Here is a 25655-nt window from a genome sequence, read left to right as displayed (position 1 = left end):
GCAACTACGGTAAATCCCTGATGTGCTACGGAAACCGCGATCCAGCAAACGCATTCGTTAATGGCGAACTTGTACTTGAAAGCCCTTCGGGCGTCAGTTGGGGGATTCCCTTGGCCCCGCCCCGGCGCGAAACTCACTGACCGCGCATGGGCCAGACCCGCTCGACCCGCGTCGCCACCCACGCGGCCAGCGCGGCCTTGATCAGGTCGCCGGGCACGAACACCACCACCGCCGTCGCCGCCTTGGCCAGCCCCATCTTGGTGACCGTTGCCAGCCAGGGCACGCCGAAAGCGTAGACCACCGCGATGCCGCCCAGCACGCAGGCAATGGCGGCGCCGGCCAGTTGGCCGCCGAAACCCGTCGCCCTGCCCGCGAGGCGCCGCGCCAGCCAGCCGGTCACGAATGCCCCGGCCACCAGCCCGACCAGGAAGCCCCCGGTCGGCCCGAAGAACGCGCCCAGGCCGCCGCGTCCGCCCGGCAGCACCGGCAGGCCGATGGCCGCCAGCGCCAGGTACAGCAGGCAGGCCAGCGCGCCACGGCCCGGCCCCAGCATGGCGCCGGCCAGCATGGCACCGAGCGTCTGCAGCGTGATCGGCACCGGGATGCCCGGCAGCGGAATCGGCGGAATCAGGCTCAGCACCACGATCAGCGCGGCGAACAGCGCCACCAGCACAGTATTGTTGGATTTCATGGCAATGCCCTTTCTATCTAGTGGGACAGGGAATCAGGGATGAGGAGGGACAGTCACAGGCTGCGGGCGTCGATGGCCTCGGCCACTTCCTGGGCCCGCTTCAGTGTCAGCACCACCAGCGGCACGATCAGCGCCACCGGGTTGGCGCCCAGTCCGCGCGCCGCCTGGGCCTCGCGAATCTCGTGGAAATTGCGCCAGATCTCGGGCACGAAGCGCAGGGCCAGCGCCAGCGCCAGCGACACCTTGCCGGCGTCCAGCAGGCCAATGCGCTGCAACGGCATGAGCACCCGCTCGCACACGGCGATCAGGTCGGAACTGCGGGTCGACAGCGTCACCGCCAGCGCCAGCCCGACCATCGCGGCGATACGCAGGAGTACCGCCAGCGCCTCGCGCCAGCCCTGGAACCAGGCCGTGAACGCGCCGACGGCCAGCAACACCCAGACCAGGCCGCGCACCTGGCGCCAGACGCCGCCGGGCGTGGCGCCGGCGCACCACAGCAGCAGGCCGGCGACCGCGCAGGCGCCCGCCAGGAGGGCGGGATCGCGCACCAGGAACAATCCGGCGCCGGCCGCGGCCAGCGCCAGCAGCTTCAGGCCGGCGGGCAGCCGGTGCAGCGGCGAGTCGCCGGGAATATATAGGGGCTCGATCACGCGCAGTGATTCCGGTACCAGCGCAGCGCGGCGGCCGGCTCGTCGTCGGCGGCAATGACGCCGTCCTGGATCACCAGCACCCGCTCGAAGTCTTCCAGCAGCGCCAGGTCGTGGCTGACCACGATGGCGTCCTGCGGCATGGCGGCAATGGCATCGCGCACCCGGTTGCGGTTGCGCAGGTCCAGCTGGGTGGTGGGTTCGTCGAACACCACCAGCCCCGGCCGCATCACCAGCACCGCCGCCAGCGCCACCAACTGGCGCTCGCCGCCGGACAGGGTGTGGCTGGTGCGATCCGCCAGGTGCGCCACGCCCAGGGCCGCCAGCGCGGCCTCGATGCGGGCCTCCCGCTGGACGCGATCCGGCTCCAGGTGCTTCAGGCCGAACGCCAGATCTTCCCGCACGATCGGAAAGACGATCTGGTTCTCGGGGTTCTGGAATACGAAGCCGACCTGGCGGCGCACCGCCTTCAATTCATGCCGCGTATCCAGGCCGCCAACCCGCACGCAGCCGGAGGTCGGCAGCACCAGCCCATTGACCAGCCGCGCCAGTGTGCTCTTGCCGGCGCCATTGGGGCCGACGATGCCGACCCGGCGCCCGGCCAGCGCCACGCTCACCCCGCGCAACACTTCCGCCTGGGGCGTCGATACAATCGCCTGGTCAAACTCGATTAACATGGGGCGGGATTATGCCCGAACCATTTCGGGCATCGGGACTCCAAGAGCTGATATGGACAAAGTACGCAAAACCGACGCCGAATGGCGGGCCCAGCTGTCCCCGGAAGAATACGTCGTCACCCGCGAAAAGGGTACCGAACGCGCATTCACCGGGCGCTACTGGAATACCTTCACCCCGGGCATCTACCGCTGCGTGGGCTGTGGCACCGCGCTGTTCGCGTCCGACACCAAGTTCGACGCCGGCTGTGGCTGGCCCAGCTACTTCCAGGCGCTCGACCCGGAACTGGTGCGCGAAGAACGCGACACCAGCCACGGCATGGTGCGCACCGAGGTGCTGTGCAACGTCTGTGACGCGCACCTGGGGCATGTCTTCCCCGACGGGCCCGAGCCCACCGGGCTGCGCTATTGCATCAATTCCCTGTCGATGACGTTCGAACCCATAGAAGAATGAAGAAGTTCCTGTTCGACCTCTTTCCGCTGTTCCTGTTCTTCCTGGCCTACCGGTTCACGGACATCTTCGTGGCCACCGGCGTGGCCATGGCGGCGGCGGTGCTGCAGATCGTCTGGCTCAAGGTCACCGGCCGGCCCACCGAAGCCATGCACTGGATCAACCTGACCGTGATCCTGGTGTTCGGCGGCGCCACCATCTGGCTGCACAGCGACGTCTTCATCAAGTGGAAGCCGACGGTGCTGTACTGGCTGTTCGGCGGCGCGCTGGTGTTCGCGCGCCTGCTGTTCGGCCGCAACCTGATCCGCCGCCTGATGGAAAAGCAGATCCAGCTGCCGGACGCCGCCTGGGACAAGCTCAACCTGATCTGGGCCGGCTTTTTCCTGTTTGCCGGCGCCATCAATCTCTACGTGGCGTTCTCGGGGCATTTCACCGAATCCCAGTGGGTCAGCTTCAAGGCCTTCGGCCTGATGGGCCTGATGATCGTCTTCGTCATCGGCCAGTCCCTCTGGCTCGGCAAGCACATCCAGGCCGACGACGGCGCGGGCACCCCGCCCAAGGCCTGACGTACACGGCCGGGCCACGGGGTCCGGCCCTTTCTCCCCATGGCGCGCCCCTGCGCGCGCCGGAACTTTTACGATCGACGCCATGTCAGAGACCACCGACCGCATCACCCTGATCCGGGAGCGCCTGGCCGTCCTGGAACCGGTTTCCCTGGACATTCAGGACGACTCGCATTTGCATGCCGGTCACGAAGGCAGTAAAAACGGCGCCGGCCATTATCGCGTCCATATCGTGGCGTCCTGTTTTACAGGACTGACTGCCGTGGCGCGACATCGGCTGGTGTATCATCATCTGCAAGATTTGATCCCCTATCCGATTCATGCGCTGGCGCTCGACGCCCAGGCTCCCAAATAGAAAGTAAAAGGATATTCATGAAACGCATCGTCATGCTGGCCGCCGCCTGCGTCATCGCCGTGCCCGCTTTCGCCCAGAACGTCGCCACGGTCAATGGCAAGGCCATTCCGCAGAAGAGCCTGGATCAATTCGTCAAGCTGCTGGTCAGCCAGGGCGCCACCGATTCGCCCCAACTGCGTGAACAGGTCAAGCAGGAAATGATCAACCGCCAGGTCTTCGTGCAAGCGGCTGAAGCCGGCGGCATCGCCAAGCAGGCCGACGTCCAGACCGAAATCGAACTGGCCCGCCAAGGCATCCTGGTCCGCGCCCTGATGGCCGACTACCTGGCCAAGCACCCGGTGTCGGACGCCAAGGTCACGGCCGAGTACGAGAAGATCAAGAAGGAACAGGCCGGCAAGATGGAATACAAGGTCCGTCACATCCTGGTCGAAGACGAAAAAACCGCCAACGACCTGCTGGCCCAGCTGAAGAGCAACAAGGGCAAGTTCGACGACCTGGCCAAGAAGAACTCGAAGGACCCCGGCAGCGCCGAAAAGGGTGGCGACCTGGGTTGGGCTCCTCCCACCAACTACGTCCAGCCGTTCGCCCAGGCCGTGACCCAGCTCAAGAAGGGCCAACTGGTCGACAAGCCGGTGCAGACCCAGTTCGGCTGGCACATCATCATGGTCGACGACACCCGTCCGGTCGAATTCCCGCCGCTGGACCAGGTCCGCACCCAACTGGAAGAAATGCTGCGCCAGCAAACCCTGGCCGACTACCAGAAGGAACTGCGCGAAAAGGCCAAGATCCAGTAAATCTGGTTCCCGCCTCCAAGAACTGCCCGCCCTGCGCGGGCAGTTTTTTTTGTGCGCGCCAAGCCCAAGAGGCGCTCAAGGCCGCGCCGGAAATGAAAACAGGCCGCACGCCAGGGGCGGACGGCCTGTTCGACAGGGCCAGGCGGCGGGCCGGCAGCGCGGCCCGCACGATCAGGACGAACCCAGCAGTTCCTTGAGCCCGTCCTCGTCCAGTACCGTGACACCCAGTTCCTGGGCCTTGGTGAGCTTGCTGCCGGCGTCTTCGCCCGCCACCAGATAGGCGGTCTTCTTGGACACCGACCCACTGACCTTGCCGCCCGCGGCCTGGATGCGCATGGAGGCCTCCTCGCGCGTCCAGTTGGGCAACGTGCCGGTCAACACGAACGTCTTGCCCGCCAGCGTGGTGTCCTCGGGCACCGCCTCGGCCACCGGTTGCACGCCTTGCGCCTTGAGCTGATCGATCACATCGCGGTTGTGCTGCTCGGCGAAGAAGCGGCGGATCGATCCCGCCACCACCGGCCCCACGTCGGGCACCGAGGACAAAGCGTCCTCATCGGCGTCCATGATGGCCTCGATGGTGCCAAAGTGCCGCGCGACATCGCGCGCCGTGGTCTCGCCCACGTGGCGGATACCCAGCGCGAACAGCAGGCGTCCCAATGCCGGCGCGCGGGCCTTGTCGATGGCCTCGACCAGGTTGTCGGCCGACTTCTGGCCCATGCGGTCCAGCCCGACCAGCTCGAGCGGGCGCAGGCTGAACAGATCGGCTAGCGTTTTGACGCGGCCGCTGTCCACCAGTTGCTCCACCAGTTTCTCGCCCAGGCCCTCGATATCCAGGGCCTTGCGGCTGGCGGCGTGCCACAGCGTCTGCTTGCGCTGCGCGGCGCAGAACAGGCCGCCGGTGCAGCGGGCGATGGTTTCATCCTCCAGGCGCTCGATCGCCGAGCCACAGACCGGGCAGGCCTTGGGCATGACGAACTCGCGCGCGTCGGCGGGACGCTTTTCGAGCACCGCGCCCACCACCTCCGGGATCACGTCGCCGGCGCGACGCACGATAACGGTGTCACCGATGCGCACGTCCTTGCGGCGGATCTCGTCTTCATTGTGCAGCGTGGCGTTGGTGACGGTCACGCCGCCCACGAACACCGGCTTGAGCCGGGCGACCGGGGTGATGGCGCCGGTACGGCCGACCTGCACCTCGATGTCCAGCAGCGTGGTGGTGGCCTCTTCGGCCGGGAATTTGTGCGCCAGCGCGAAGCGCGGCGCGCGCGCCACGAACCCCAGCAACTTCTGCGCCGGCAACGAATCCACCTTGTAGACCACGCCGTCGATGTCGTAAGGCAGTTCGGGCCGCAGGGCGCCCACCTTGGCGTAGAAGGCCATCAGCCCCTCGGCGCCGGTGGCGCGGTGGTTGTGCTTCACGTTGACCGGCAGGCCCAGCGATGCCAGCCAGTCGAGCATGGCGCCATGCGATTTCTCGGGCAGGGTCGAGGTATCCGCCGCGCCGGCCGACGCTTCGTCGAACAGGCCGCTCTGCGTGCCCGGCAGGCCGCGCACCTCGCCCCAGCCATAGGCGAAAAAGCGCAGCGGCCGCTTGGCGGTGATGCGCGGGTCGAGCTGGCGCAGGCTGCCGGCGGCGGCGTTGCGCGGGTTGACGAAGACTTTTTCGTCGCGCTTGGCCTGCGCCGCGTTGAGCTTCTCGAAATCGGCGCGGTTCATCAGCACTTCGCCGCGCACCTCCAGCACCTTGGGCGCCGCGCCGCTCAGTTGCAGCGGGATCGCCTTGATCGTGCGGATGTTGGACGTGACGTCCTCGCCGGTCTGGCCGTCGCCGCGCGTGGCAGCCTGGACCAGCCGGCCCTCCTCGTAGCGCAGGCTGATCGCCAGGCCGTCGAGCTTCAGCTCACAGAAATATTCCGCCTGCTGCGCCGGGCCCAGCAGGCCGGCGCCGCGCAGCGTGTCGGTAACGCGGCGGTCGAATGCCGCCACGTCCTCTTCGTCGAAGGCGTTGCCCAGCGACAGCATCGGCACCGCATGGCGCACGCTGCCGAAGGCCGAAACCGGCGCCGCGCCGACCCGCTGCGTGGGGGATTCGGGCGTGACCAGTTCCGGATGCGCGGCTTCCAGGTCCTGCAACTCACGCATCAGCCGGTCGTACTCGGCATCCGAGATCGACGGGTCGTCGTAGACGTAGTAGCGGACGTTGTGCTGCTCGATTTCCGCGCGCAGGCGCGCCGCGGTTTCCGCCGCGGGGGTCCCTCCTGCCTTGCTCATTATGCAAACACCCGCTGGGCGCGCTCGCTGCCAGCGGGCAGGCCGGCCTGCTCGAGCTGGCCGAACAGCACCTGCAGCCGTTCGTCGATGACGCTTTCCGATCCATCCGCCAACGGCTTGCCCTGGTCATCCACCAGGTCGGCGCGCAGGCGGGCGGCCAGTTCACGGCCCACGTCGACCATGCGGCCGAAGGCGCGGCTGTCGGCTGGGCTGCAAGGCACGTCCAGCAACAGGTACAGGCGTTCGATGCCACCCATGCCGGCGTCGAAGGCGGCGCCGTCGGCGCGCGCCAGCGTGAAGCGGGCCACGCCGTTCTCGGCCGGCCAGGCCAGGCGGTTGCCATCGGCGACGAAGCCGGCATCGCGGGCCACGTTGAGCACCTCGGCGGCAGGCTGGGCGGCGCCCAGCAGCAAGGTCAGGCCGACCTGCGTGTCCAGGGCGGCGCAGGTGTCGTCCAGGCGCGCGGCCTGTTCCAGGACCGCCTGCTGGTCGGGGCCCTCGATGGTGGCGTCGAAGCGCTCTGCCATGTCCTGGGCGCGGGCCCAGGCCTGCGACCACTCGATCGCGGTCAGCGGGCCGCTGCGGTTGGCCAGCAGCACGGCCAGCTGCATCGAGGCATACGACTCGCCGGCATGCACGCGCGCGCGGTGGCGGCGCTGGTCGGTCTCGGCGAACACCCGCATGGGCTTGCGGCCCACGTGGCGCAGGCTTTGCATGTAGGGCAGCAGGTCGGCGCCGCGCACCGGTTCGGCGAAGTTGATCTCGATGACCACTTCGCAGGCGGGATCGGGTTCCTCGGCATCATCGGCGTCGCTGCCCGGATCGACCGGCTTGGGCTGCTCCGGATGCGCCTTGGGCGCATCACCGATGCCCGGCTCGCGGCGCGTGGCCGCGCCCCCCGTGGCGGCGGCCGCGCCCGCGCCCAGCAGCGGATCCTGCTCGGAGGTGGGGAAATGGCTTTGCATCTTGCGGCGGACACGGCGGTCCTGCCACCAGTTGAAGCCCAGCACCAGCAGTATCAGCAAGACGCCCAGGGCAATCAGCCCGATCTGCAAATCACTCATGTGTAAATCCCGCGCCAGGAAGCCGGCGCCATTCTGAATATTGGGTTTATGCCGCTTCGGAGGCCATCATCTGGACGGCCGAATCTATGTCTACCGCAACGATACGCGAAACCCCCTGCTCTTGCATGGTGACGCCGATCAGTTGCTTGGCCATCTGCATCGCGATCTTGTTGTGCGAGATGAACAGGAACTGGGTCTGCTCGCTCATGTTGGCGACCAGGTTGGCGTAGCGTTCGGTATTGGCGTCGTCCAGCGGCGCGTCCACCTCGTCCAGCAGGCAGAACGGCGCGGGGTTCAGCTTGAACAGCGCGAACACCAGCGCGGTGGCCGTCAGCGCCTTTTCGCCGCCCGACAGCAGGTGGATGGTGCTGTTGCGCTTGCCCGGCGGCTGCGCCATGACCTGCACGCCGGCATCGAGGATTTCCTCGCCGGTCATGGTCAGCTTGGCCTCGCCGCCGCCGAACAGCTTGGGGAACAGCTCGCCGAAGTGACCATTGACGACGTTGAAGGTCTCTTGCAGCAGGTCGCGGGTTTCGCGGTCGATCTTGCGGATCGCGTCTTCCAGGGTTTCGATGGCGGTCATCAGGTCCTGGTGCTGGTCGTCCAGGAAGCCCTTGCGTTCGCGCGAGGTGTTCAATTCGTCCAGCGCGGCCAGGTTGACCGAGCCCAGCGACTCGATCTGGCGCGAGATGCGGGTCACTTCGGATTGCAGCCAGCTGGCGCGGCGCCATTCGTCTGGCTGGTTGGCCAGCTCCTGGGCCAGGGCCTCGCGGTCAACCTCGCGGGCATTGAGCTGCTCGGTGAATTGTTCTTCGGCCAGGCGCGCGGCCTGTTCCTGCAACTGCAATTCGGTAATGCGGGCGCGGCGCGGTTCGAGCGTGCGCTCCTGCTGCATGCGGTCTTCGTCGGCGCCACGCAGCAGCGCCGACAGGTTTTCCATTTCCTGGCGGGCGCGCGACAGCGCCTCTTCGCGCTCGGCGCGCACTTCCAGGGCGTCCTGCAGGCCAGCCTGGGAAGCCGAGGCGTCCAGGTCGACCAGGTCGGCCAGCAGTTGTTCGAGTTCGACGCTGCCGCGCTGGCTCTGGTCAGCCGCCAGCTGCTGGTTGCGCTGCAGGTCGGTGATGCGGACCTGGATGCCGCGTTCAGCGAACTCGGCTTCCTGGGCGGCGCGCTCGAGCTCGCGCAGGCGGGCGCGGGCAGCCTCGGCCTGGGCGGCCAGGGTCTCGCCGTCCATCTCGGCGTCGGCGAAACGCGATTGGTGCTCGGCCAGTTCCTCGTCCAGGGCCTCGAAGCGGGCCTCGGCCTCTTCGCGGGTGGCGCGCAGGTCTTCCTCGTGCGCGGAGATCTCTTCGAGATCCTGGCGCAGGCGCGCGGCGTGCTGGCCGGACTGCTCGGCCTGCTGCTGCAGGCGCGAGTGTTCCAGCTGGATGTCATGCACCCGGCGGGTCACTTCGGCGACGTGCTGGCGGGCCGGCGCGATCGCCTGGGTCACCTGCTGCCAGGCCACTTCGGCGCGGGCAACCGCGGCGCGGGCCTGGTCGGTGATCAGCTGCTGCGCCTTGATCTCGCGTTGCAGGTTCTCGATTTCCTGCTGGCGCGCCAGCAGGCCGGCCTGCTCGGAATCGGGCGCGTAGAAGCGCACGCTGTGCGCATCCACCAGGTGGCCGGCCTTGACCACGCAGGCGGCGCCGGGGGGTAGCGTGGCGCGGGTCGCCAGGGCCTGGGCCAGGTCGGTGGCGGTGTAGATGCCGGCCAGCCAGTCATTGAGCAGCGTGCGCAGATCGGGATCGGTGATGCGCAGCAGGCTCGCCAGCGGCGTCAGGCCCGCCGGCGCGGCCGGCGCGGGCGCCGCGGGCGGCAACTGGTAGAACGCCAGGCGGGCGGGCGGCGCGTCGTCGGAAAAGGCGCGGGCCCAGTCCAGGCTGCGCACTTCAAGGGACGCCATGCGTTCACGCAGGGCGGCTTCCAGGGCGGTTTCCCAGCCCGGTTCGATATGCAGCTTCTGCCACAGGCGCGCCAGGCCGGCAAGCTCGTGCTTGGCCAGCCAGGGTTCCAGCGCGCCCTGCTTCTGTACGTCTTCCTGCAGCTTCACCAGCGCAGACAGGCGGGCTTCCAGGCGGGCCAGGTTCTGCGCGTCGGTCTGGGCGGCCGCCTGGGCGCGGCTGCGCTCGGCGTCGGCGTCCGGCACCTTGCCTTCCAAAGTGGCCAGTTCCGCCTGGGCCTCCTCGAGCTGCTCCTCGCCGGCAACGCGGTCGCCGGCCAGTTGCTCCAGGCGCACCGGGTCGGGGCTGTGCAATTCGCGCAGTTCCTGTTGCAGGCGCTCACGGCGCTGCTCCAGCGCCTGCATCTGGCGGTCGGCGTCGCGCTGGGTCTGCGCCACCAGGGCCAGGTTCTGTTCCACGCGGGCCAGGGCGGCACGCATTTCGTCACGGCCGGAGGCGGCTTCGCGCACACGCTGCTCAACCGACGGCAGCGCGGCCTGGGCGTCCTCGGCGGCGGCCCGCGCCTCTTCGGTGCGGGCGGCGCCGGCGGCCAGGTCTTCCTCGGCCTGCGCGATCTGCTCAGCGCAGTGCTCGCGCTGGCTGTTCCATTCGGCGATCTGCTGCTGCAGCTGGTCGCGGCGCGCCTGCAGGCGGTTGCGGGAATCCACCACGTGGCGGATTTCGGCTTCCAGGCGGCTGACCTGGGCGTTGGCCTCGTACAGGGCGCCCTGGGCGGTGTGGACCGCGTCGCTGGCGGCGTAGTGGGCCTGGCGCCGGGATTCAAGCGCGGCTTCGCCGGCCCGCAGGCCGGCAATGGCGGCTTCCAGCTCGTTCTGGGCCTGGGCCATTTCCTGGGCCTTCCTGGCGCGCTCTTCGCGCGCGCCGGTTTCCTTCAGGAACCACAGCGCGTGCTGCTTCTTTTCGCCATCGGCCTGCAGCTCGCGGTAGCGGGTGGCGACCTCGGCCTGGGCCTCCAGCTTTTCCAGCTGGCTGTTCAGTTCGCGCAGGATGTCTTCGACGCGGGTCAGGTTCTCGCGCGTGTCGGAGAGGCGGTTTTCGGTCTCGCGGCGGCGCTCTTTATAGCGCGACACGCCGGCGGCCTCTTCCAGGAACACCCGCAGTTCCTCCGGACGCGCCTCGATCAGCCGGTTGATCATGCCCTGGCCGATGATGGCGTAGCCGCGCGCGCCCAGGCCGGTGCCCAGGAAGATGTCGTGAATATCGCGGCGCCGCACCTGCTGGTTGTTGACGAAATAGCTGCTGGTGCCGTCGCGCGTCAGCACGCGGCGCACGGCGATCTCGGCGTAGCTGCTCCATTGCCCGGCGGCGCGGCCCTCGCTGTTGTCGAACACCATTTCGACCGACGCCCGGGCCGCCGGCTTGCGGTTGCCCGAGCCGTTGAAGATCACGTCCTGCATGGACTCGCCGCGCAGTTCCGAGGCCTTGGCTTCGCCCAGCACCCAGCGCACCGCATCGATGATGTTCGATTTGCCGCAGCCATTGGGTCCCACCACGCCCACCAGCTGGCTGGGCACGGGAATCACGGTGGGATCGACGAAGGACTTGAAGCCGGCGAGTTTGAGCTGAGTAAGACGCACAGTACGATGACGACGGGGTGGGTTGAACGAAAGGCGTTAACGGACCTGCCGCACACATTGCAAACCGGCCCACGGAGGGCCGGCTTGCGGATGGGTCGTATGATACCGCAGGCAGTCTGTCCCCAAACGTGAACAACGGTCAAGCCGGGGACAGCCCGCCCCCTTGCCGTCCGCCACCTGACCTGCCGCAACCCGCGGGCAAACGCTGAATAGCCCTACCCGCGCCACGGGCTATACTCGCTGACACTTTTTCGCAAGACGCATAATTTTCACGCAGACCGACCGGGCTCAGGTCAAAGTACGGGGACATTCTTGAAACGAGGTTTCTATCTGGTCATGGCCGCGCAGGCCTTCTCGTCATTGGCGGACAACGCGCTATTCATTGCCGCGATCGCCTTGATACAGGAACTGCACGGCCCGGACTGGCTGGCCCCGATCATGAAATGGTCCTTCGCGCTGGCCTACGTGGTGCTGGCCGCCTTCGTTGGCGCCATCGCCGACTCGTACCCCAAGGGCCGGGTGATGTTCTCGACCAACGCCCTGAAAGTGGCCGGCTGTCTGCTCATGTTCTCGTACGCCAGCATCGGCGTCGCCCCTGAATACCAGACCTACCTGGTCTGCGCCGCCTACGGCGTGGTGGGCATCGGCGCCGCCGCCTACTCGCCGGCCAAGTACGGCATCGTCACGGAAATGCTGCCGCCGACCATGCTGGTCAAGGGCAACAGCTGGATCGAGGGCCTGACCGTCTTCTCCATCATCCTGGGCACCGTGCTGGGCGGCCTGCTGATCTCGACCACGGTATCCACCGCGCTGCTGCAGCACTCCTTCATCGGCAAGCTGGTGCATACGCCGGCCGAAGCCGCCATCCTGGTCATCGCCTTCGTCTACCTGCTGGCGGCGCTGTGCAACCTGCTGATCCCGCACACCCACGTGCGCTACCCGCCGCAGCAGAAGAACCCGGTCAAGCTGATGCGCACCTTCTGGGGCTACGTGCGCGTGCTATGGAAGGACAAGCTGGGCCAGATCTCGCTGGCCGTCACCACCCTGTTCTGGGGCGCCGGCGCGACGCTGCAACTGATCGTCATCGAATGGGGCCGCAGCCACCTGGGCTACCAGCTGGACAAGGCCTCGATGCTGATGGGCGTGGCCGCGCTGGGCACGGTGGTGGGCTCGATCCTGGCCGGCCGCATCCCGTTGCGCCGCGCCCTGTCGGTATTGCCGGTGGGCGCCGCCATGGGCCTGGTGGTGCTGCTGATGCCGCTGGTCTATGCGCCCTGGAGCGTCTACCTGCTGCTGCTGATCACGGGCGGGCTGGCGGGCTTCTTCGTGGTGCCCATGAACGCCCTGCTGCAGCACCGCGGCCACGTTCTGCTGTCGGCCGGCCATTCGATCGCGGTGCAGAACTTCAACGAGCAGCTCAACATCCTGCTGATGGTGGCCATGTACACGCTGCTGCTGTGGCTGCAACTGCCGATCAACATCATCATCGTGATCTTCGGCACCGTGGTGGCCGTGCTGATGGTGGTGTTCATGCGCTGGAGCCGGCGCAACCTGGCGGCCAATCCCGAACTGCACGACCAGATCGGCCAGGAAGGCCACGGCCACGCGCTGGACTCGCACACCCGCTGATCGCCCGCCGGGGCCGCCCTCGCGGCCCTGTCCGGCGGCGCCGCCGGGAAAAGGCTTTCCCGCCTACAGCTGGCGGGAGGCCAGCTTCAGGTCTTGCCAGGCCCGCGCCTTCTCGGCCGGGCTGCGCAACAGATAGGCCGGGTGATAGCTCACGATCACCGGGATCTCGCGCCCCTCTTCCGTCTTCATCTGGTGTACCCGGCCGCGCAGGCTGCCGATGGTCGAGTCCGTGCCCAGCAGCGTCTGGGCAGCGAAGCGTCCCAGCACCAGAATGCGCTCCGGCTTGAGCAGCGCGATCTGGCGCATCAGGTACGGACTGCAGGCCGCGATTTCCTCGGGCTTGGGATTGCGGTTGCCGGGCGGGCGGCACTTGATGACGTTGGCGATGAAGACATCGCGCTCGCGGCTCATGCCCACCGCCGACAGCATCGAATCCAGTAACTGCCCGGAGCGGCCCACGAAAGGTTGACCCTGCCTGTCTTCCTGTTCACCGGGCGCCTCGCCGACCACCAGCCAGCGCGTGGGCTGGCCGCCATGGCCGAACACCGCGTGGCGGCGGCCGCCGCACAGGCCGCATGCGGTGCACGCCACCACCTGTTCGCGCAGTTCGTCCAGGGTGGCGTTCTTGACCGCTTCGGCCACCGGAATCACCGCCGGGGCGGCATCCGTGACCACTTCGGCCTTGGGCGCCGGCTTGGGCGGAGGGCCGTTGCGCAGGCCCGGGCCAGGGCCGGCCGGGCGAACCGCCGAGGCCGGCGGCGGCGCAGCGGCATCACGGGCCGGCACCGCTCCGACGCGGGCGGGCATCGCCGGCGCCGGAGACTCCTGTTTGGAAACAGCCACCTGGGGCGTCGCGGCGGGCGATTCCTGTTTGGGAACAGGCACTTGGGGCATGGCAGCGGGCGCGGCCTGCGGCTGGGGCGCGGGCCGCAGCCACAGGCGCTCCATGCCCAGCTCGCGCAGCCACAGGCGCTGCAGCGGATTGACGCGGGGCGCGGCCGATGCCGGCGGGGAATGCGGCGCCGTCACGCCGCCGCTCCCAGGGGCGCGGCCGCCGCCGTGTCCAGGCGCTTCTGCATCACCAGCGCATCCTCGCGCCCGCCCTTCTCGGCCGGATAGTAGCCCCGCCGCAGGCCGATCTGCAGATAGCCGCGGTCCTTGTAGAACGCGACCGCCGAGGTATTGGACGGACGCACTTCCAGCAGCACGCCATCCAGGCCGCGCTCGCGCGCCTGCTGCTCGCACCAGTCCAGCAGCAGGCTGCCCAGGCCCTGGCGGTGCAGGTCGCGCGCCACGGCGATCACCAGCAGATGGGCCACGTCGGGCGCAAACATCAAGATACAGAACCCGGCCAGCCGGCCATCACGCCGCAATGTCCAGGCGCCATAGCCGGCCGCCAGCGCATCGGCGAAATTGCCGCGGGTCCAGGGAAAGGACTGGACATTGGCTTCCAGCGCCACCACGTCGTCCAGGTCGGCGTCGGTCAGCGCCTGCGGCACCAGCGGCGCCAGCGTCGAGCGGGCCTTGGGATTGCCGCCCTCGCCGCGCTGACGCTCGGCGGTGGTGAATGCGACCTTGTCGCGCACATAGAGCGGCGCGGCCTGCTCCGGCGGCAGCGCCTCCCCCCGCAGCCAGGCCTGGCTGGCCAGCCGCGCCACGCTGGCCGCCTCGGGCCGCTGCGCCTCGACGGCGCGGCGCCAGTCGGCGGGAGCGGGCATGTCGGCCGCGTAGGCCTCCCACGCATCGCCCGCCAGCAGCGGGGTCAGCGGGCGGCCTGCGGCGCGCGACCAGGCGGACAGATGATGCGCCGTCCAGGGCACCACTTCGGCCGCCGCGATCAGCAACGGGGCCTGCAGCGTGTCCCACGCGGACTCGCCGGAGGCGCCCGCCACCTGCCGGTAGACCGCCAGATAGACTTCATTCATGCGGGCGTCCAGCGCCACCACGATGGCCTGGTCCGCCGTGCCGCCCGCCTGGGCGGCCACGGCCTGGTGCGATACGACCGGCAGCACCGGGATGCCCAGGCCCATCGCCATCCCCTGGGCCACGCCGCAGGCCACCCGCAACCCGGTGAAGCCGCCCGGCCCCTGGCCGAACGCCACCGCCTGCAGGGCGCCGGGCGTCAGGCCGGCCTCGGCCAGCAGCTCGTTGGCCATCGGCAAAAGGCGTTCGGCGTGCTCCTGGGAGCCTTCATGTTCGCGGACGGCAACCTCCAGCCGCCCGCCAGAGGCGCGCAAAAGGGCCACGCCGCAGCGCGACGAAGAGGTTTCCAGAGCCAGCAGGTTTAGTTCCATAGATGCAGATTGTACGAAATACCGGGGGATTGGCCCCGTATGTAAGGGGGATTTCAACCATGGTTCGCAATGTGTAATATCTTGTGAACGCCCACTAGCCGCTGGTTCTTGTCACTGTTACATTTCCGGCCATGAATACGCAAAACACCACCCCCACCCGAAAAATCCTCGTCGTTGACGATGATCCGCGCTTGCGCGATCTGCTGCGCCGGTATCTGTCCGAGCAGGGATTCAACGTTTTCGTTGCCGAAGACGCCAAAGAGATGGGCAAACTCTGGCAACGCGAGCACTTCGACCTGCTCGTGCTGGATCTGATGCTGCCCGGCGAAGATGGCCTGTCCATCTGTCGCCGGCTGCGCGGTGGGCACGACAATACCCCCATCATCATGCTGACGGCCAAGGCGGAAGAAATCGACCGCATCGTCGGCCTCGAGATGGGCGCGGACGACTATCTGTCCAAACCGTTCAACCCTCGTGAGCTGCTGGCCCGGATCAACGCGATCCTGCGCCGCCGCGGTACCGAGGAACATCCCGGCGCTCCCAGCCAGGAAAACGAATCCATCGCCTTCGGCCCCTACGTGCTGAACCTGTCGACCCGCACGCTCACGCGCAACGGCGAACAGGTGCCCATCACCACCGGCGAATTCTCGGTGCTCAAGGTGTTTGCCCGCCACCCGAAGATTCCGCTGTCGCGCGACAAGCTCATGGAACTGGCCCGCGGCCGCGAATACGAAGCCTTCGACCGCAGCCTCGACGTGCAGATCTCGCGCCTGCGCAAGCTGATCGAGCCGAACCCGTCCAAGCCCGTATTCATCCAGACCGTCTGGGGTCTCGGATACGTGTTTGTGCCGGACGGTGGTAGTTGATCGACACGCCCGCCCCGGGCAGGAGCGCAGCCTCGTGCCCCGCTTGCGCAAAACCTTCAGGAACCTGACTTCACGTTTGCGGCTCGGCTTGTTCGGCCGCACGTTCCTGCTGCTGGCCGCGCTCATGCTGGTCAGCCTGGGGGCGTGGCTACAAGTCTTCTTCAGCATGGAGCTGGGACCGCGCGCCAATCAGATGGCGCAGCGGGTGATCACGGCCGTCAATATCACGCGCACCGCGCTGATCTATTCGCACAACGGCGAACGCAGCAAGCTCCTGCTCGACCTGGCCACCAATGAAGGCATCCAGGTCTATCCGCGCGAAGTCACCGACTTCGCCGAAGCCCTCCCCGACGACGATTACTGGCAGCGCGTGGCGCAACATATCCGCACGCGCTTCGGCCCCGAGACCCAGATCGCCTGGGGCGTGAACCAGGTGCCGGGTTTCTGGGTCAGTTTCCAGATCGAGAAAGATCTATATTGGCTGGTGTTCGAGCGCGAGCAGATCGGGCTGACGGGCGGCATCGAATGGCTGGGATGGGGCGCCACGGCGCTACTGCTGTCCCTGGTGGGCGCGGCGGTCAGCGTCGGTTTCGTGAACCGGCCGCTGTCGCGGCTGGCGCGCGCGGCCCAGGTGCTGTCGCGCGGCGAGACCCCGGCGCCGCTTCCCGAGCAGGGCCCGCTGGAAATCCGCGACCTGAACGCCTCGTTCAACCGCATGGCCAAGGACTTGCGGCAGGCCGAGGCCGACCGCGAGCTGATGCTGGCGGGCATTTCCCACGACCTGCGAACGCCGCTGGCGCGCATGCGCCTGGAAATCGAGCTGAGCGGCGTGTCGGAAGACGCGCGCCAGGCCATCGACGAGGACCTCGGCCAGATCGACCACAGCATCGGCCAGTTGATGGAGTACGCCCGTCCCGCCGGCACCCTGCCGCAACTGGCGACCGACATTTCCGCCGTGCTGGCCGAGCTGTACGAACGCGAGCGCAGCCACACCTCGTCGCTGGGCGGCGAGCTGGAGGCCATCCTCGAACCCGGCCTGCGCGCCCGCATCACGGCGCTGGACCTCAAGCGCATCGTCAGCAACCTGATCGAGAACGCGCGCCGCTATGGCCGCTCGACCGACGGCATGGCCCATCTGGTCATGACATTGCAAGCTGAGGGCGGCATGATCGTCATCGAGGTGTCCGATCGCGGCCCCGGCATCGCGCCCGAAGACGTCGACCGCCTGCTGCGTCCCTTTTCCCGCGGGGAAGCCGCGCGCACCGGCGTCAGCGGCGCCGGCCTGGGGCTGGCGATCGTCGAGCGCCTGCTCAAGCACGTCGGCGGCGCCCTGCGCATGCTGCCGCGCGAGGGTGGCGGCCTGACCGCGCGCATAGAGCTGCCCAAAGCGAATTTTAGGAATTATCAATTAGACAACGATAATCCATAGCGTAGAATTTATGGTTTGAGGCACCGCCTTAATTCCACCAACAACTACTGGGAGTAAACATGAAAACTGTTGGCGACAAACTCGAGCCCTTCAAGGTTACCGGCGTCAAGCCCGGCTTCAACCAGCACGAAGAAAACGGCGTCTCGGCTTTCGAAGACATCACCGAAAGCTCGTTCCCCGGCAAGTGGAAGGTGATCTACTTCTACCCGAAGGACTTCACGTTCGTGTGCCCGACCGAAATCGTCGGCTTCAACAAGCTGGCCAAGGATTTCGAAGACCGTGACGCCGTCCTGCTGGGCGGCTCGAGCGACAACGAATTCGTCAAGCTGGCCTGGCGCCGTGAGCACCCGGACCTGAACAAGCTGGGTCACTACCAGTTCGGCGACACCACCGGCGCCCTGATCGACCAGCTGGGCGTGCGTGAAAAGGGCGCTGGCGTTGCCCTGCGCGCCACCTTCATCGTCGACCCGGACAACACGATCCAGCACGTTTCGGTGAACAACCTGAACGTCGGCCGTAACCCGGAAGAAGTCCTGCGTCTGCTCGACGGCCTGCAAACCGACGAGCTGTGCCCGTGCAACCGTACGGTTGGCGGCGCCACGCTGTAATTTCCAGCCCGGCCGGGGACCTGTCCGCAGGTCCTTCGCCGGGCTTTAACTGCGCTAGATTATAGGTAAAAACTATGGAATTTCTGACGACCATTAAGGAACAGCTGCCGGATTGGGCCAAGGACATCCGCCTGAATCTGGACGCCGTGATCGCCCGCTCGACCCTGGCCCCCGAAGACGCCGTCGGCGCTGCCCTGTCGGCCGCCTACGCCGCGCGCAGCCCGGTGCTGATCGAAGCCTTCAAGAGCGGCCTGTCCGAAACCGACGCCAATGCCGCGTTGACCGCCTCGGCGCTCATGGGCATGAACAACACCTGGTACCCGTATGTCGAGATGAGCGGCGACGCCCAGCTCAAGAGCCTGCCGGCCCAATTGCGCATGAACGCCTACGCCACCCACGGCGGCGTCGACAAGAAGCGCTTCGAGCTGTTCGCGCTGGTGGCCTCGATCATCGGTAAGTGCCACTTCTGCGTCGGCTCGCACTACGAGAACCTGAAGAAGGACGGCCTGTCGACCGAACAGTTGCGCGACGCCGGCCGCATCGCCTCGGTGGTCAACGCCGCCGCCCTGGCGCTGGCCGCGCAGGGCAAGTAAGCCTGGCGCGCCTTCGCGCGAAACAATGCAAAAGCCCGCCTGTGCGAACAGGCGGGCTTTTGCATTTGCCGGACGGTCGTTGCGCCGCCCGGTGATCCTTCTTATTGCCCCTGCGACTTCACGGCGGTCGTCGGCAGGCCGTTGGCAACCCAGGCCTCCATGCCGCCGCGGTACCAGTAGACCGGCCAGCCCATCATGCCGGCGCGCAGCGCGGCGTTATAGGACGAGCGGTCATTCATGCCGGCGCCCATGATGATCAAGGGCACATTGTGCTCTTTCTCGGTGCCGGTCTTCTTGTGCAGCCAGCCATCGAAGGCTTCCTGCATCTGGTCCGTAATGGCGCCATCCGAACCCGCGTCGCTCAGGGGGAACGCGCCGGGGATGGTCTCGCGCAGGCCGCTGGTATCGATCACCAGGAAGTTCTTGTTCTTTTCATCGGTCAGCAGGGCCACCACGTCCTTGGTGGTGATCACCTTGGCGCGCGGATGGGTGTTGGGCGTCGGGCCCTTGTAGGGCGCCGAGAACAGCAGCGTCGTCGGCGGCACGCCGCTGTCCTGCAGTTCGTCGAAGCCGCCGTTGCCGGGCGCGCGCTGCGGCTGGCCGGCGGGCGGCTGCTGGCGCGGCTGTTGCGGCGCCTGTTGCGGAGACCGCTGCGGCGCCGCCCCGCCCTGCTTGGGCTCGCCGCCGACCGTGCCCATCTCGATGTCGGAGATCATCACCGCGATGTTCTCGATCAGCTCGTAGCACATCGTGATCGAGCCTTCGCGCGGGCTGTACCAGGCGTTGAGCTTGCCACAGTCCTTGAAGACCACGTTGACCGGCCGCGGCAGGACGTAGGTCTGGCCCAGCAGCTTGATGTTGTTGGTGATGGCTTCGGACAGGTTGTTGGCGAACAGGTTGCCGATGCGGCGCGAAGACGGCTCGAACGTCACGTTCACCGGCGCGCCGGGCGCGTTCGCCGGCTGCTGGCCGTCGGGCGACCAGGTACCGACGCGGGTATGCGGGGCCAGGATGCGGCGCCAGGCGCGGTTCTGCTTGGTGAACTCGTCCGCGCAACGCGCCTTGGTGCGGTCTTCGAAGCCAACCTGCTCGACCAGCGATTCGAACACGCCCGGGTTGCCGCCGTACATGATGCACAGCATGTTGCGGAAGCGCTTGAGGTCGCCGGTATGCTCGTCCTGCCAGGGAGAATTGCCGGCGCCCTGGGCCTCGGCCAGCTTGCCGCTGTAGTACCACTGCAGGGCCGCGTACTTGGCCGCGCCCTGGGCCATGGCGTTGGTGTCCTTGTCGCTGGACGGGTACATGGTGGGTTCGACGATCTGCAGCGCCGAATAGATATCGACCGCGTCTTCCTCGGCGCCGGTCGAAGGCAGCTCGAGTTCGCCGATCAGGGCGTGGCCGAACTCATGCATGAAAATGCTGCGCATGATGCCGATGTACACCGCCACGATGCGCAGCGAGTCGCCGCCGAAGCGCGGGTACGGACCGGAACCCGGCAAGCCGCTGCTGGCGCCGGAATCCGGCGAGGCCTGCGGCGCGCGCGTCGGCTGCTGTTGCGGTTGCCCGCCACCCTGCCCGGTGTTGGCGTTGACGTTCGTGTTGATGGTGAAGTCCGCGATCCCGAAGGTGCCGACCTCGTAGGCCATGATGCCCAGTTCGGATCCCAGCGCGGGTTCGTTCTCGATATCGCCGATCTTCTGGCCGTTGACGATAAAGCGCGCCGCGCCCGGCACCTCGACCACCTTGATGCGGTCGGAGCCGTCCAGCTTCGCCACGTTGGGCACGTTGGCGATATCGCGGCGCTTGTCGCCATCCAGACAGAACAGCAAGGTCTGCTTGGCGGCCGTGAGTTCGAGCAGGCACAGGCCCTTGCGCGCACGGTTGGTCAGCGCCAGGCCGATGGAAGCCTTGGGATTCTTCGAATTCAGGACCACGTTCACGTCGGTGATACGGCCGCCTTCGGGCGGTTGTCCGACGTTCAGGTAGAGCGTCTGTTCGCTGCCGGCCGTGGCCTTGTTGCGCAGCGTGAACCAGCCATCCTCGACCCCCGCGGTCCAGCCCTGCAGCAGCTGCGTGCGGACAGCGCCCGCGAGCGGGCCGAGCTGCTGCTCGAATTCTGCATGTGCAGGCGAACCAAAGGCGACGAGAGCCACGAATAAGGCAGCGCCACGTACATGCATCCTAGTGTCCCTATTATCCAGACGTTAAGTAGCCGCAGAATATTCCAGTTCAAATGCCCCGGCAAGACGAAAACACGGGGCATTTTCGGGCTGCGCGCCCCAAATGACGCGGGATTCGCGCCAAACCATAGCAGCCACGCGGTCCGCGCCCTTTTTTGCGGTTTGTTAATTAGTTGTGGACATGTATCCGTGCGAATAAAACAACGCCGGCACGCAAAAAAATGGCGCGGTGAACACCCGCGCCATCGATTCAGGCAAGGCCCCGGGGCGGCGATCAGATCCGCGCCAACAACGCCACCACCGTGGCCGAAATGCCTTCCTTGCGGCCCAGGTAGCCCAGGCCTTCGTTGGTCTTGGCCTTGATGTTGACCTCGGTCTCGGCCAAGCCGGTATCGGCGGCGATATTGCTGACCATGGCCGGCGCATGCGGGCCGATCTTGGGGGCCTGTGCGTGCACGGTGGCATCGATGTTCACCGGCGCCCAGCCGGCCTGGCGCACGCGCGCCACGGCCTCGCGCAACAGCACGCGGCTGTCGGCGCCCTTGAAGGCCGGATCGGTGTCGGGAAAATGGCGGCCGATGTCGCCCAGTCCCGCCGCGCCCAGCAGCGCATCCGTGATCGCGTGCAGCAGCACATCAGCATCCGAATGGCCCAGCAGGCCGTGGCTGTGCGGAATGGTCACGCCGCCGATGATCAGCGGCCGGCCTTCGACCAGCGCATGCACGTCAAAACCCTGTCCGACACGGAAAGGAATACTACTCATAGCCATTTTTCCATCAGTTCGAAATCGTCCGGCCAGGTCACCTTGAAATTGCGCAGGGCGCCGGGCACCAGCAGCGGCGCATAGCCCGCGGCCTCGAGGGCCGAGGCCTCGTCGGTGACGGCGATGCCATTCACCGCGGCGGCCGTCAGCGCGTCGCGCAGCACGCCGGCGCGGAACATCTGCGGCGTCTGCGCCAGCCACAGCCCGTTGCGGTCCAGGGTGCGCTCGACACGCTCATGGCCGGCCTTGACGGTGTCCGCCACGGGCAGCGCCAGCAGGCCGCCGACGGGATCCGCAAGGCAGGCGTCGATCAGGCGCGCCAGCGCCGCGGCCGGCAGGCCGGGGCGGGCGGCATCGTGCACCAGCACCCAGGTATCGTCGGACACCCCGCTTTCGGCCAGCGCCCCGGCCACGGTATCGGCCCGGGTGGCGCCGCCGCAGGCGCGCCAGACCGTGCGCGGCAGGCCGGCCACGGCCTGGTCGACCCAGCCGTCGCCCGGCGTCACCGCCACCCGCACCTGCGACACGCGGTCGTCCGCGAGCAGGGCAGCCACGGCGTGGCGCAGCATGGGCTGTCCGGCCAACGGACGGTATTGCTTGGGCACGCTTTCGGCGCCGGGGTGGCTGGCACGGGCGCCGACGCCGGCGGCGGGAACGATTGCGATGATTGAGTCAGACATGGTGCGGTGATTTTATAATCTTCCGCTTGATGCCTGCTCCCAGCCTGATGCCCGCCCCCACCTCCTCCGCCACGGCAGCGCCGCCCGTTCCCGCGACCGCCCCCACTCTCGCCGCGCTCAAGCCCGGCACGCGTTATGCGCAACCGCGCCCGCCCGGCTCGGGCGACGCCTGGCTGCTGGCCGACCTGGCGCGGCAGGCCGGCGCGCCGCTGGTGGTGCTGACCGCCGAGCCGCTGGAAGCGCAGCGCCTGGCCGAGGAAATCGCGCTGTTCGCGCCCGGCCTGCGCGTGCGCCAGCTACCCGACTGGGAAACGCTGCCGTACGACGCCTTCTCGCCGCACCAGGACCTGATCTCCGAGCGCCTGCACACCCTGCACTCGCTGATGATGAAGACGGTGGACGTGCTGACGGTGCCGGTCACCACGGCGCTGTACCGGCTGGCGCCGCCGTCGTTCCTGGCGGCCTATACCTTTTCCTTCAAGCAGAAGGACAAGCTCAACGAGGCGGCGCTGCGCGCACAGCTGACGCTGGCCAACTACAACCACGTCACGCAGGTCACCGCGCCCGGCGAGTTCTGTCTGCGCGGCGGCCTGATCGACCTGTTCCCGATGGGATCGGCGCTGCCTTACCGGCTGGACCTGTTCGACGACGAGATCGAGACCATTCGCAGCTTCGACGTCGACACCCAGCGCAGCCTGTATCCGGTGCGCGAGGTTCAGCTACTGCCGGGCCGCGAATTCCCAATGGACGAGGATTCGCGTAATCGCTTCCGCGCGCGTTTCCGCGAAGTGTTCGAAGGCGACCCGTCGCGCGCCCTTCCCTACAAGGACATCGGCAACGGCATCCCCTTTGCCGGGGTCGAGTACTACCTGCCGCTGTTCTTCGACGAGACCGCGACGCTGTTCGACTACCTGGCCGACAACGCCATCACCGTTACCGTCGGCGACATCGACGACGCCATGATGCGCTTTCACCAGGACACCGGCAGCCGCTACGGCTTCCTGAAAAGCGACCGCGAGCGTCCGGTGCTGCCGCCGTCGGCGCTGTTCCTGGACGAGCAGACGCTGTACGCCCGCCTGAAGGATTTCCGCCGCCTGGCGCTGGCCGCGGGCCAGCCCCATCCCGACTTCCGCGCCGCGCCAGACGTGAGCGTGGCGCGCCGCGCCGAAGACCCGATCGCCAAGTTGCGCACGCATGTCGGCAAGCCGCAAGGCCGTGTGCTGCTGTGCGCCGACTCGGCCGGCCGCCGCGAGACGCTGGTGCAAATGCTGAACGAGTTCGGCGTCACCCCCGACGCGCAGCCGGACAGCATAGAAGCCTTCCTGGCTTCGGACGCCCACTTCGGCATCGTCGCCGCGCCCCTGGCCACCGGCTTCGAGTTGCCGCAGGCCAACCTGGCCTTCCTGACCGAGAACGACCTCTATCCGGGGCTGGCCAGCACCGGCCGGCGCGGCAAGCGCGACCAGGAACGCGCCAGCAACGTCGAAGCGATGGTGCGCGACCTGTCCGAACTGCGCGCCGGCGACCCCGTGGTGCACGCGCAGCACGGCATCGGCCGCTACCACGGCCTGGTCAACATGGACATGGGCGAAGGCGAGATGGAGTTCCTGCATCTCGAATACGCCAATGGCAGCACGCTGTATGTGCCGGTGTCGCAACTGCACGTGATCGCCCGCTACAGCGGCGCCGATCCGGAAGCCGCGCCGCTGCACCAGCTCGGCTCGGGCCAGTGGGACAAGGCGCGCCGCAAGGCCGCCAAGCAGGTGCGCGACACCGCCGCCGAACTGCTGGCGCTGTATGCCCAGCGCGCCGCGCGCGAGGGCTTCGCCTTCAACCTGCCGCTCAACGACTACCAGGCCTTCGCCGAGGGCTTCGGTTTCGAGGAAACCGCCGACCAGGCCGCCGCCATCGAGGCCGTGATCGCCGACATGACCTCGGGCCGGCCGATGGACCGCCTGGTGTGCGGCGACGTCGGCTTCGGCAAGACCGAGGTGGCGCTGCGCGCCGCGTTCCTGGCCGTGGCCAACGGCAAGCAGGTCGCCCTGCTCTGCCCCACCACGCTGCTGGCCGAACAGCACGCCCAGACCTTCTCCGACCGCTTCGCCGACTGGCCGGTGCGGGTGGTGGAGCTGTCGCGCTTCCGCTCGGCCAAGGAAGTGTCGGCGGCCATCGAGGGCATCAACGACGGCCGTGTCGACATCGTCATCGGCACCCACAAGATCCTGTCCAAGGACGTGAAGTTCAAGCGCCTCGGGCTGGTCATCATCGACGAGGAACACCGCTTCGGCGTGCGCCAGAAGGAGGCGCTCAAGGCGCTGCGCGCCGAGGTCGACGTGCTGACCCTGACCGCCACGCCGATCCCGCGCACGCTCGGCATGTCGCTCGAAGGCATCCGCGACTTCTCGGTCATCGCCACCGCGCCGCAAAAGCGGCTGGCGATCAAGACCTTCGTGCGGCGCGAGGACGGCAGCACGCTGCGCGAGGCGCTGCTGCGCGAGCTCAAGCGCGGCGGCCAGTGCTACTTCCTGCACAACGAGGTCGAGACCATCCACAACCGCCGCGCCCGTCTCGAAGAGCTGGTGCCCGAGGCCCGCATCGCGGTGGCCCACGGCCAGATGCCCGAGCGCGACCTGGAACAGGTGATGAAGGGCTTCTACCAGCAGCGCTACAACGTGCTGTTGTGCACCACCATCATCGAAACCGGCATCGACGTGCCCAGCGCCAACACCATCGTGATCCACCGCGCCGACCGCTTCGGCCTGGCGCAGCTGCACCAGCTGCGCGGCCGCGTCGGTCGCTCGCACCACCAGGCCTACGCCTACCTGCTGACGCCGGGCGAGGACGCCATCACCAACAACGCCAAGAAGCGGCTGGAGGCGATCCAGGCCATGGAGGAACTGGGATCGGGCTTCTACCTGGCCATGCACGACCTGGAGATCCGCGGCACCGGCGAAGTGCTGGGCGATTCGCAGTCCGGCAACATCCAGGAAGTCGGCTTCTCGATGTACAACGAGATGCTGAACGAAGCGGTGCGCGCCCTGCGCGCCGGCGAGGAGCCGGACCTGGACGCCCCCTTCAACCTGGCCTGCGAGGTCAACCTGCATGCGCCGGCGCTGCTGCCGTCCGACTACTGCGCCGACGTGCATGCGCGCCTGAGCGTCTACAAGCGCCTGGCCCACGCCGCCGACGAGGACGACCTGATCCAGATCCAGGAAGAACTGATCGACCGCTTCGGCAAGCTGCCCGAAGCGGCGCAGACGCTGCTGACCACGCACCGCCTGCGCCTGGCCGCGCAACCGCTGGGCATCGTCAAGATCGACGCCAGCGAAACCCAGGCGCTGCTGCAGTTCGGCCCCAAGACCAGCGTCGATCCGGCGAAAATCATCGAACTGGTGCAGCGGCAACGCCACATCAAACTCGCAGGACAGGATAAATTGCGGGTTGAGATCAAGGCCGCGCAGATCCCGGCCCGCGCCGACGCCGTGCGCGCCGTGCTGCGCGCCTTGAAGTAACCCGCCCCGAC

At 67.6% G+C, this 25655-nt stretch carries 21 protein-coding genes; 10 read left to right on the top strand and 11 right to left on the bottom strand.

The annotated features are described in order from the left end of the window. Positions 1–133: 133 nt before the first annotated feature. From AruCF_RS03925 to AruCF_RS03915, 3 genes are read right to left on the bottom strand one after another with little or no spacing between them, the layout of a single operon-like run. A complete protein-coding gene (locus AruCF_RS03925) occupies positions 134–691 on the bottom strand; it encodes a biotin transporter BioY (protein WP_049072094.1) in 558 nt (185 codons plus the stop codon). 53 nt (positions 692–744) lie between these two features. Continuing rightward, the gene (locus AruCF_RS03920) at positions 745–1341 is read right to left on the bottom strand and encodes an energy-coupling factor transporter transmembrane component T family protein (protein ID WP_054474946.1); all 597 of its coding nucleotides are present in this window, start codon (positions 1339–1341) and stop codon (positions 745–747) included. After that, positions 1338–2015, bottom strand: a complete 678-nt coding sequence (locus tag AruCF_RS03915; protein ID WP_049072091.1) for an energy-coupling factor ABC transporter ATP-binding protein — start codon at positions 2013–2015, stop codon at positions 1338–1340. The genes AruCF_RS03920 and AruCF_RS03915 overlap by 4 nt, the downstream gene beginning before the upstream one ends. A 52-nt stretch (positions 2016–2067) precedes the next feature. Between AruCF_RS03915 and msrB the strand changes: the two genes are divergently transcribed. The 4 genes from msrB to AruCF_RS03895 all read left to right on the top strand — a co-directional run bounded on the left by msrB (position 2068) and on the right by AruCF_RS03895 (position 4175). Further along, positions 2068–2466, top strand: a complete 399-nt coding sequence (gene msrB, locus AruCF_RS03910) for a peptide-methionine (R)-S-oxide reductase MsrB (RefSeq protein WP_006389242.1) — start codon at positions 2068–2070, stop codon at positions 2464–2466. Continuing rightward, positions 2463–3029 (top strand): septation protein A, encoded by a 567-nt coding sequence (locus tag AruCF_RS03905; RefSeq protein WP_049072089.1) that lies wholly within the window; start codon positions 2463–2465, stop codon positions 3027–3029. The genes msrB and AruCF_RS03905 overlap by 4 nt, the downstream gene beginning before the upstream one ends. Positions 3030–3111: 82 nt before the next feature. Further along, complete coding sequence (locus tag AruCF_RS03900; protein WP_054419473.1) at positions 3112–3381, top strand: BolA family protein; 270 nt, start codon at positions 3112–3114, stop codon at positions 3379–3381. A gap of 17 nt (positions 3382–3398) precedes the next feature. Beyond that, on the top strand, positions 3399–4175 hold the full coding sequence (locus AruCF_RS03895) for a peptidylprolyl isomerase (RefSeq protein WP_006389239.1): 777 nt from the start codon (positions 3399–3401) through the stop codon (positions 4173–4175). Positions 4176–4346: 171 nt separating this feature from the next. Here AruCF_RS03895 and ligA read toward each other — a convergent pair whose 3' ends face one another. From ligA to smc, 3 genes are read right to left on the bottom strand one after another with little or no spacing between them, the layout of a single operon-like run. Then, the gene (ligA, locus tag AruCF_RS03890) at positions 4347–6446 is read right to left on the bottom strand and encodes an NAD-dependent DNA ligase LigA (protein ID WP_049072085.1); all 2100 of its coding nucleotides are present in this window, start codon (positions 6444–6446) and stop codon (positions 4347–4349) included. Further along, on the bottom strand, positions 6446–7510 hold the full coding sequence (locus tag AruCF_RS03885) for a cell division protein ZipA C-terminal FtsZ-binding domain-containing protein (protein WP_049072083.1): 1065 nt from the start codon (positions 7508–7510) through the stop codon (positions 6446–6448). The genes ligA and AruCF_RS03885 overlap by 1 nt, the downstream gene beginning before the upstream one ends. A gap of 46 nt (positions 7511–7556) precedes the next feature. Next, a complete protein-coding gene (gene smc, locus AruCF_RS03880) occupies positions 7557–11090 on the bottom strand; it encodes a chromosome segregation protein SMC (RefSeq protein ID WP_049072080.1) in 3534 nt (1177 codons plus the stop codon). Between the two features lie 312 nt (positions 11091–11402). Here smc and lplT point away from each other — a divergent pair, with 312 nt between their 5' ends. Then, positions 11403–12719: a lysophospholipid transporter LplT gene (gene lplT / locus AruCF_RS03875; protein ID WP_049072079.1), complete on the top strand. Its 1317-nt coding sequence runs from the start codon at positions 11403–11405 to the stop codon at positions 12717–12719. A gap of 63 nt (positions 12720–12782) precedes the next feature. On the opposite strand, the gene AruCF_RS03870 is transcribed toward lplT, so the two are convergent. After that, positions 12783–13748: a uracil-DNA glycosylase gene (locus AruCF_RS03870; protein ID WP_172803057.1), complete on the bottom strand. Its 966-nt coding sequence runs from the start codon at positions 13746–13748 to the stop codon at positions 12783–12785. Continuing rightward, positions 13745–15013 (bottom strand): tRNA (adenosine(37)-N6)-threonylcarbamoyltransferase complex dimerization subunit type 1 TsaB, encoded by a 1269-nt coding sequence (gene tsaB / locus AruCF_RS03865; RefSeq protein WP_049072077.1) that lies wholly within the window; start codon positions 15011–15013, stop codon positions 13745–13747. Before tsaB ends, AruCF_RS03870 begins: the two co-directional genes overlap by 4 nt. Positions 15014–15144: 131 nt before the next feature. Here tsaB and risA point away from each other — a divergent pair, with 131 nt between their 5' ends. The 4 genes from risA to AruCF_RS03845 all read left to right on the top strand — a co-directional run bounded on the left by risA (position 15145) and on the right by AruCF_RS03845 (position 18509). Next, a complete protein-coding gene (gene risA, locus AruCF_RS03860) occupies positions 15145–15879 on the top strand; it encodes a response regulator transcription factor RisA (RefSeq protein WP_003813882.1) in 735 nt (244 codons plus the stop codon). A 34-nt stretch (positions 15880–15913) separates the two neighbouring features. Then, complete coding sequence (gene risS / locus AruCF_RS03855) at positions 15914–17308, top strand: sensor histidine kinase RisS (RefSeq protein ID WP_049072075.1); 1395 nt, start codon at positions 15914–15916, stop codon at positions 17306–17308. 59 nt (positions 17309–17367) lie between these two features. Next, positions 17368–17916: a peroxiredoxin gene (locus tag AruCF_RS03850; protein ID WP_006389231.1), complete on the top strand. Its 549-nt coding sequence runs from the start codon at positions 17368–17370 to the stop codon at positions 17914–17916. Between the two features lie 74 nt (positions 17917–17990). Next, positions 17991–18509, top strand: coding sequence for a carboxymuconolactone decarboxylase family protein (locus AruCF_RS03845; RefSeq protein ID WP_049072072.1), 519 nt, complete (start codon positions 17991–17993; stop codon positions 18507–18509). A 101-nt stretch (positions 18510–18610) separates the two neighbouring features. Here AruCF_RS03845 and AruCF_RS03840 read toward each other — a convergent pair whose 3' ends face one another. The 3 genes from AruCF_RS03840 to ispD all read right to left on the bottom strand — a co-directional run bounded on the left by AruCF_RS03840 (position 18611) and on the right by ispD (position 22132). After that, a complete protein-coding gene (locus tag AruCF_RS03840) occupies positions 18611–20662 on the bottom strand; it encodes a DUF4344 domain-containing metallopeptidase (protein ID WP_235432748.1) in 2052 nt (683 codons plus the stop codon). Between the two features lie 301 nt (positions 20663–20963). Beyond that, on the bottom strand, positions 20964–21458 hold the full coding sequence (gene ispF, locus AruCF_RS03835; protein ID WP_049072068.1) for a 2-C-methyl-D-erythritol 2,4-cyclodiphosphate synthase: 495 nt from the start codon (positions 21456–21458) through the stop codon (positions 20964–20966). After that, positions 21449–22132 carry a 2-C-methyl-D-erythritol 4-phosphate cytidylyltransferase gene (gene ispD, locus AruCF_RS03830; RefSeq protein ID WP_049072066.1) on the bottom strand — a complete coding sequence of 228 codons (684 nt, stop codon included), beginning with the start codon at positions 22130–22132 and terminating at the stop codon, positions 21449–21451. Before ispD ends, ispF begins: the two co-directional genes overlap by 10 nt. Positions 22133–22161: 29 nt before the next feature. Here ispD and mfd point away from each other — a divergent pair, with 29 nt between their 5' ends. Further along, the gene (gene mfd, locus AruCF_RS03825) at positions 22162–25644 is read left to right on the top strand and encodes a transcription-repair coupling factor (protein WP_080977549.1); all 3483 of its coding nucleotides are present in this window, start codon (positions 22162–22164) and stop codon (positions 25642–25644) included. Positions 25645–25655: the final 11 nt, after the last annotated feature.

This window comes from Achromobacter ruhlandii (assembly GCF_002082135.1).
Classification (GTDB): Bacteria; Pseudomonadota; Gammaproteobacteria; order Burkholderiales; family Burkholderiaceae_B; genus Achromobacter; species Achromobacter ruhlandii.
Note: the sequence above shows the minus strand (reverse complement) of the source record. Positions and strands in the feature narration are given on the sequence as shown.

Bases quoted from the DNA above. Each gene is read 5' to 3' on its own strand.
- ligA (WP_049072085.1), bottom strand. From the start codon at position 6,446: ATGAGCAAGGCAGGAGGGACCCCCGCGGCGGAAACCGCGGCGCGCCTG.
- AruCF_RS03850 (WP_006389231.1), top strand. From the start codon at position 17,368: ATGAAAACTGTTGGCGACAAACTCGAGCCCTTCAAGGTTACCGGCGTC.
- AruCF_RS03915 (WP_049072091.1), bottom strand. From the start codon at position 2,015: ATGTTAATCGAGTTTGACCAGGCGATTGTATCGACGCCCCAGGCGGAA.
- AruCF_RS03885 (WP_049072083.1), bottom strand. From the start codon at position 7,510: ATGAGTGATTTGCAGATCGGGCTGATTGCCCTGGGCGTCTTGCTGATA.
- mfd (WP_080977549.1), top strand. From the start codon at position 22,162: ATGCCTGCTCCCAGCCTGATGCCCGCCCCCACCTCCTCCGCCACGGCA.
- msrB (WP_006389242.1), top strand. From the start codon at position 2,068: ATGGACAAAGTACGCAAAACCGACGCCGAATGGCGGGCCCAGCTGTCC.
- AruCF_RS03900 (WP_054419473.1), top strand. From the start codon at position 3,112: ATGTCAGAGACCACCGACCGCATCACCCTGATCCGGGAGCGCCTGGCC.
- AruCF_RS03925 (WP_049072094.1), bottom strand. From the start codon at position 691: ATGAAATCCAACAATACTGTGCTGGTGGCGCTGTTCGCCGCGCTGATC.
- AruCF_RS03895 (WP_006389239.1), top strand. From the start codon at position 3,399: ATGAAACGCATCGTCATGCTGGCCGCCGCCTGCGTCATCGCCGTGCCC.
- AruCF_RS03845 (WP_049072072.1), top strand. From the start codon at position 17,991: ATGGAATTTCTGACGACCATTAAGGAACAGCTGCCGGATTGGGCCAAG.
- risA (WP_003813882.1), top strand. From the start codon at position 15,145: ATGAATACGCAAAACACCACCCCCACCCGAAAAATCCTCGTCGTTGAC.
- AruCF_RS03905 (WP_049072089.1), top strand. From the start codon at position 2,463: ATGAAGAAGTTCCTGTTCGACCTCTTTCCGCTGTTCCTGTTCTTCCTG.
- tsaB (WP_049072077.1), bottom strand. From the start codon at position 15,013: ATGGAACTAAACCTGCTGGCTCTGGAAACCTCTTCGTCGCGCTGCGGC.
- ispD (WP_049072066.1), bottom strand. From the start codon at position 22,132: ATGTCTGACTCAATCATCGCAATCGTTCCCGCCGCCGGCGTCGGCGCC.
- ispF (WP_049072068.1), bottom strand. From the start codon at position 21,458: ATGGCTATGAGTAGTATTCCTTTCCGTGTCGGACAGGGTTTTGACGTG.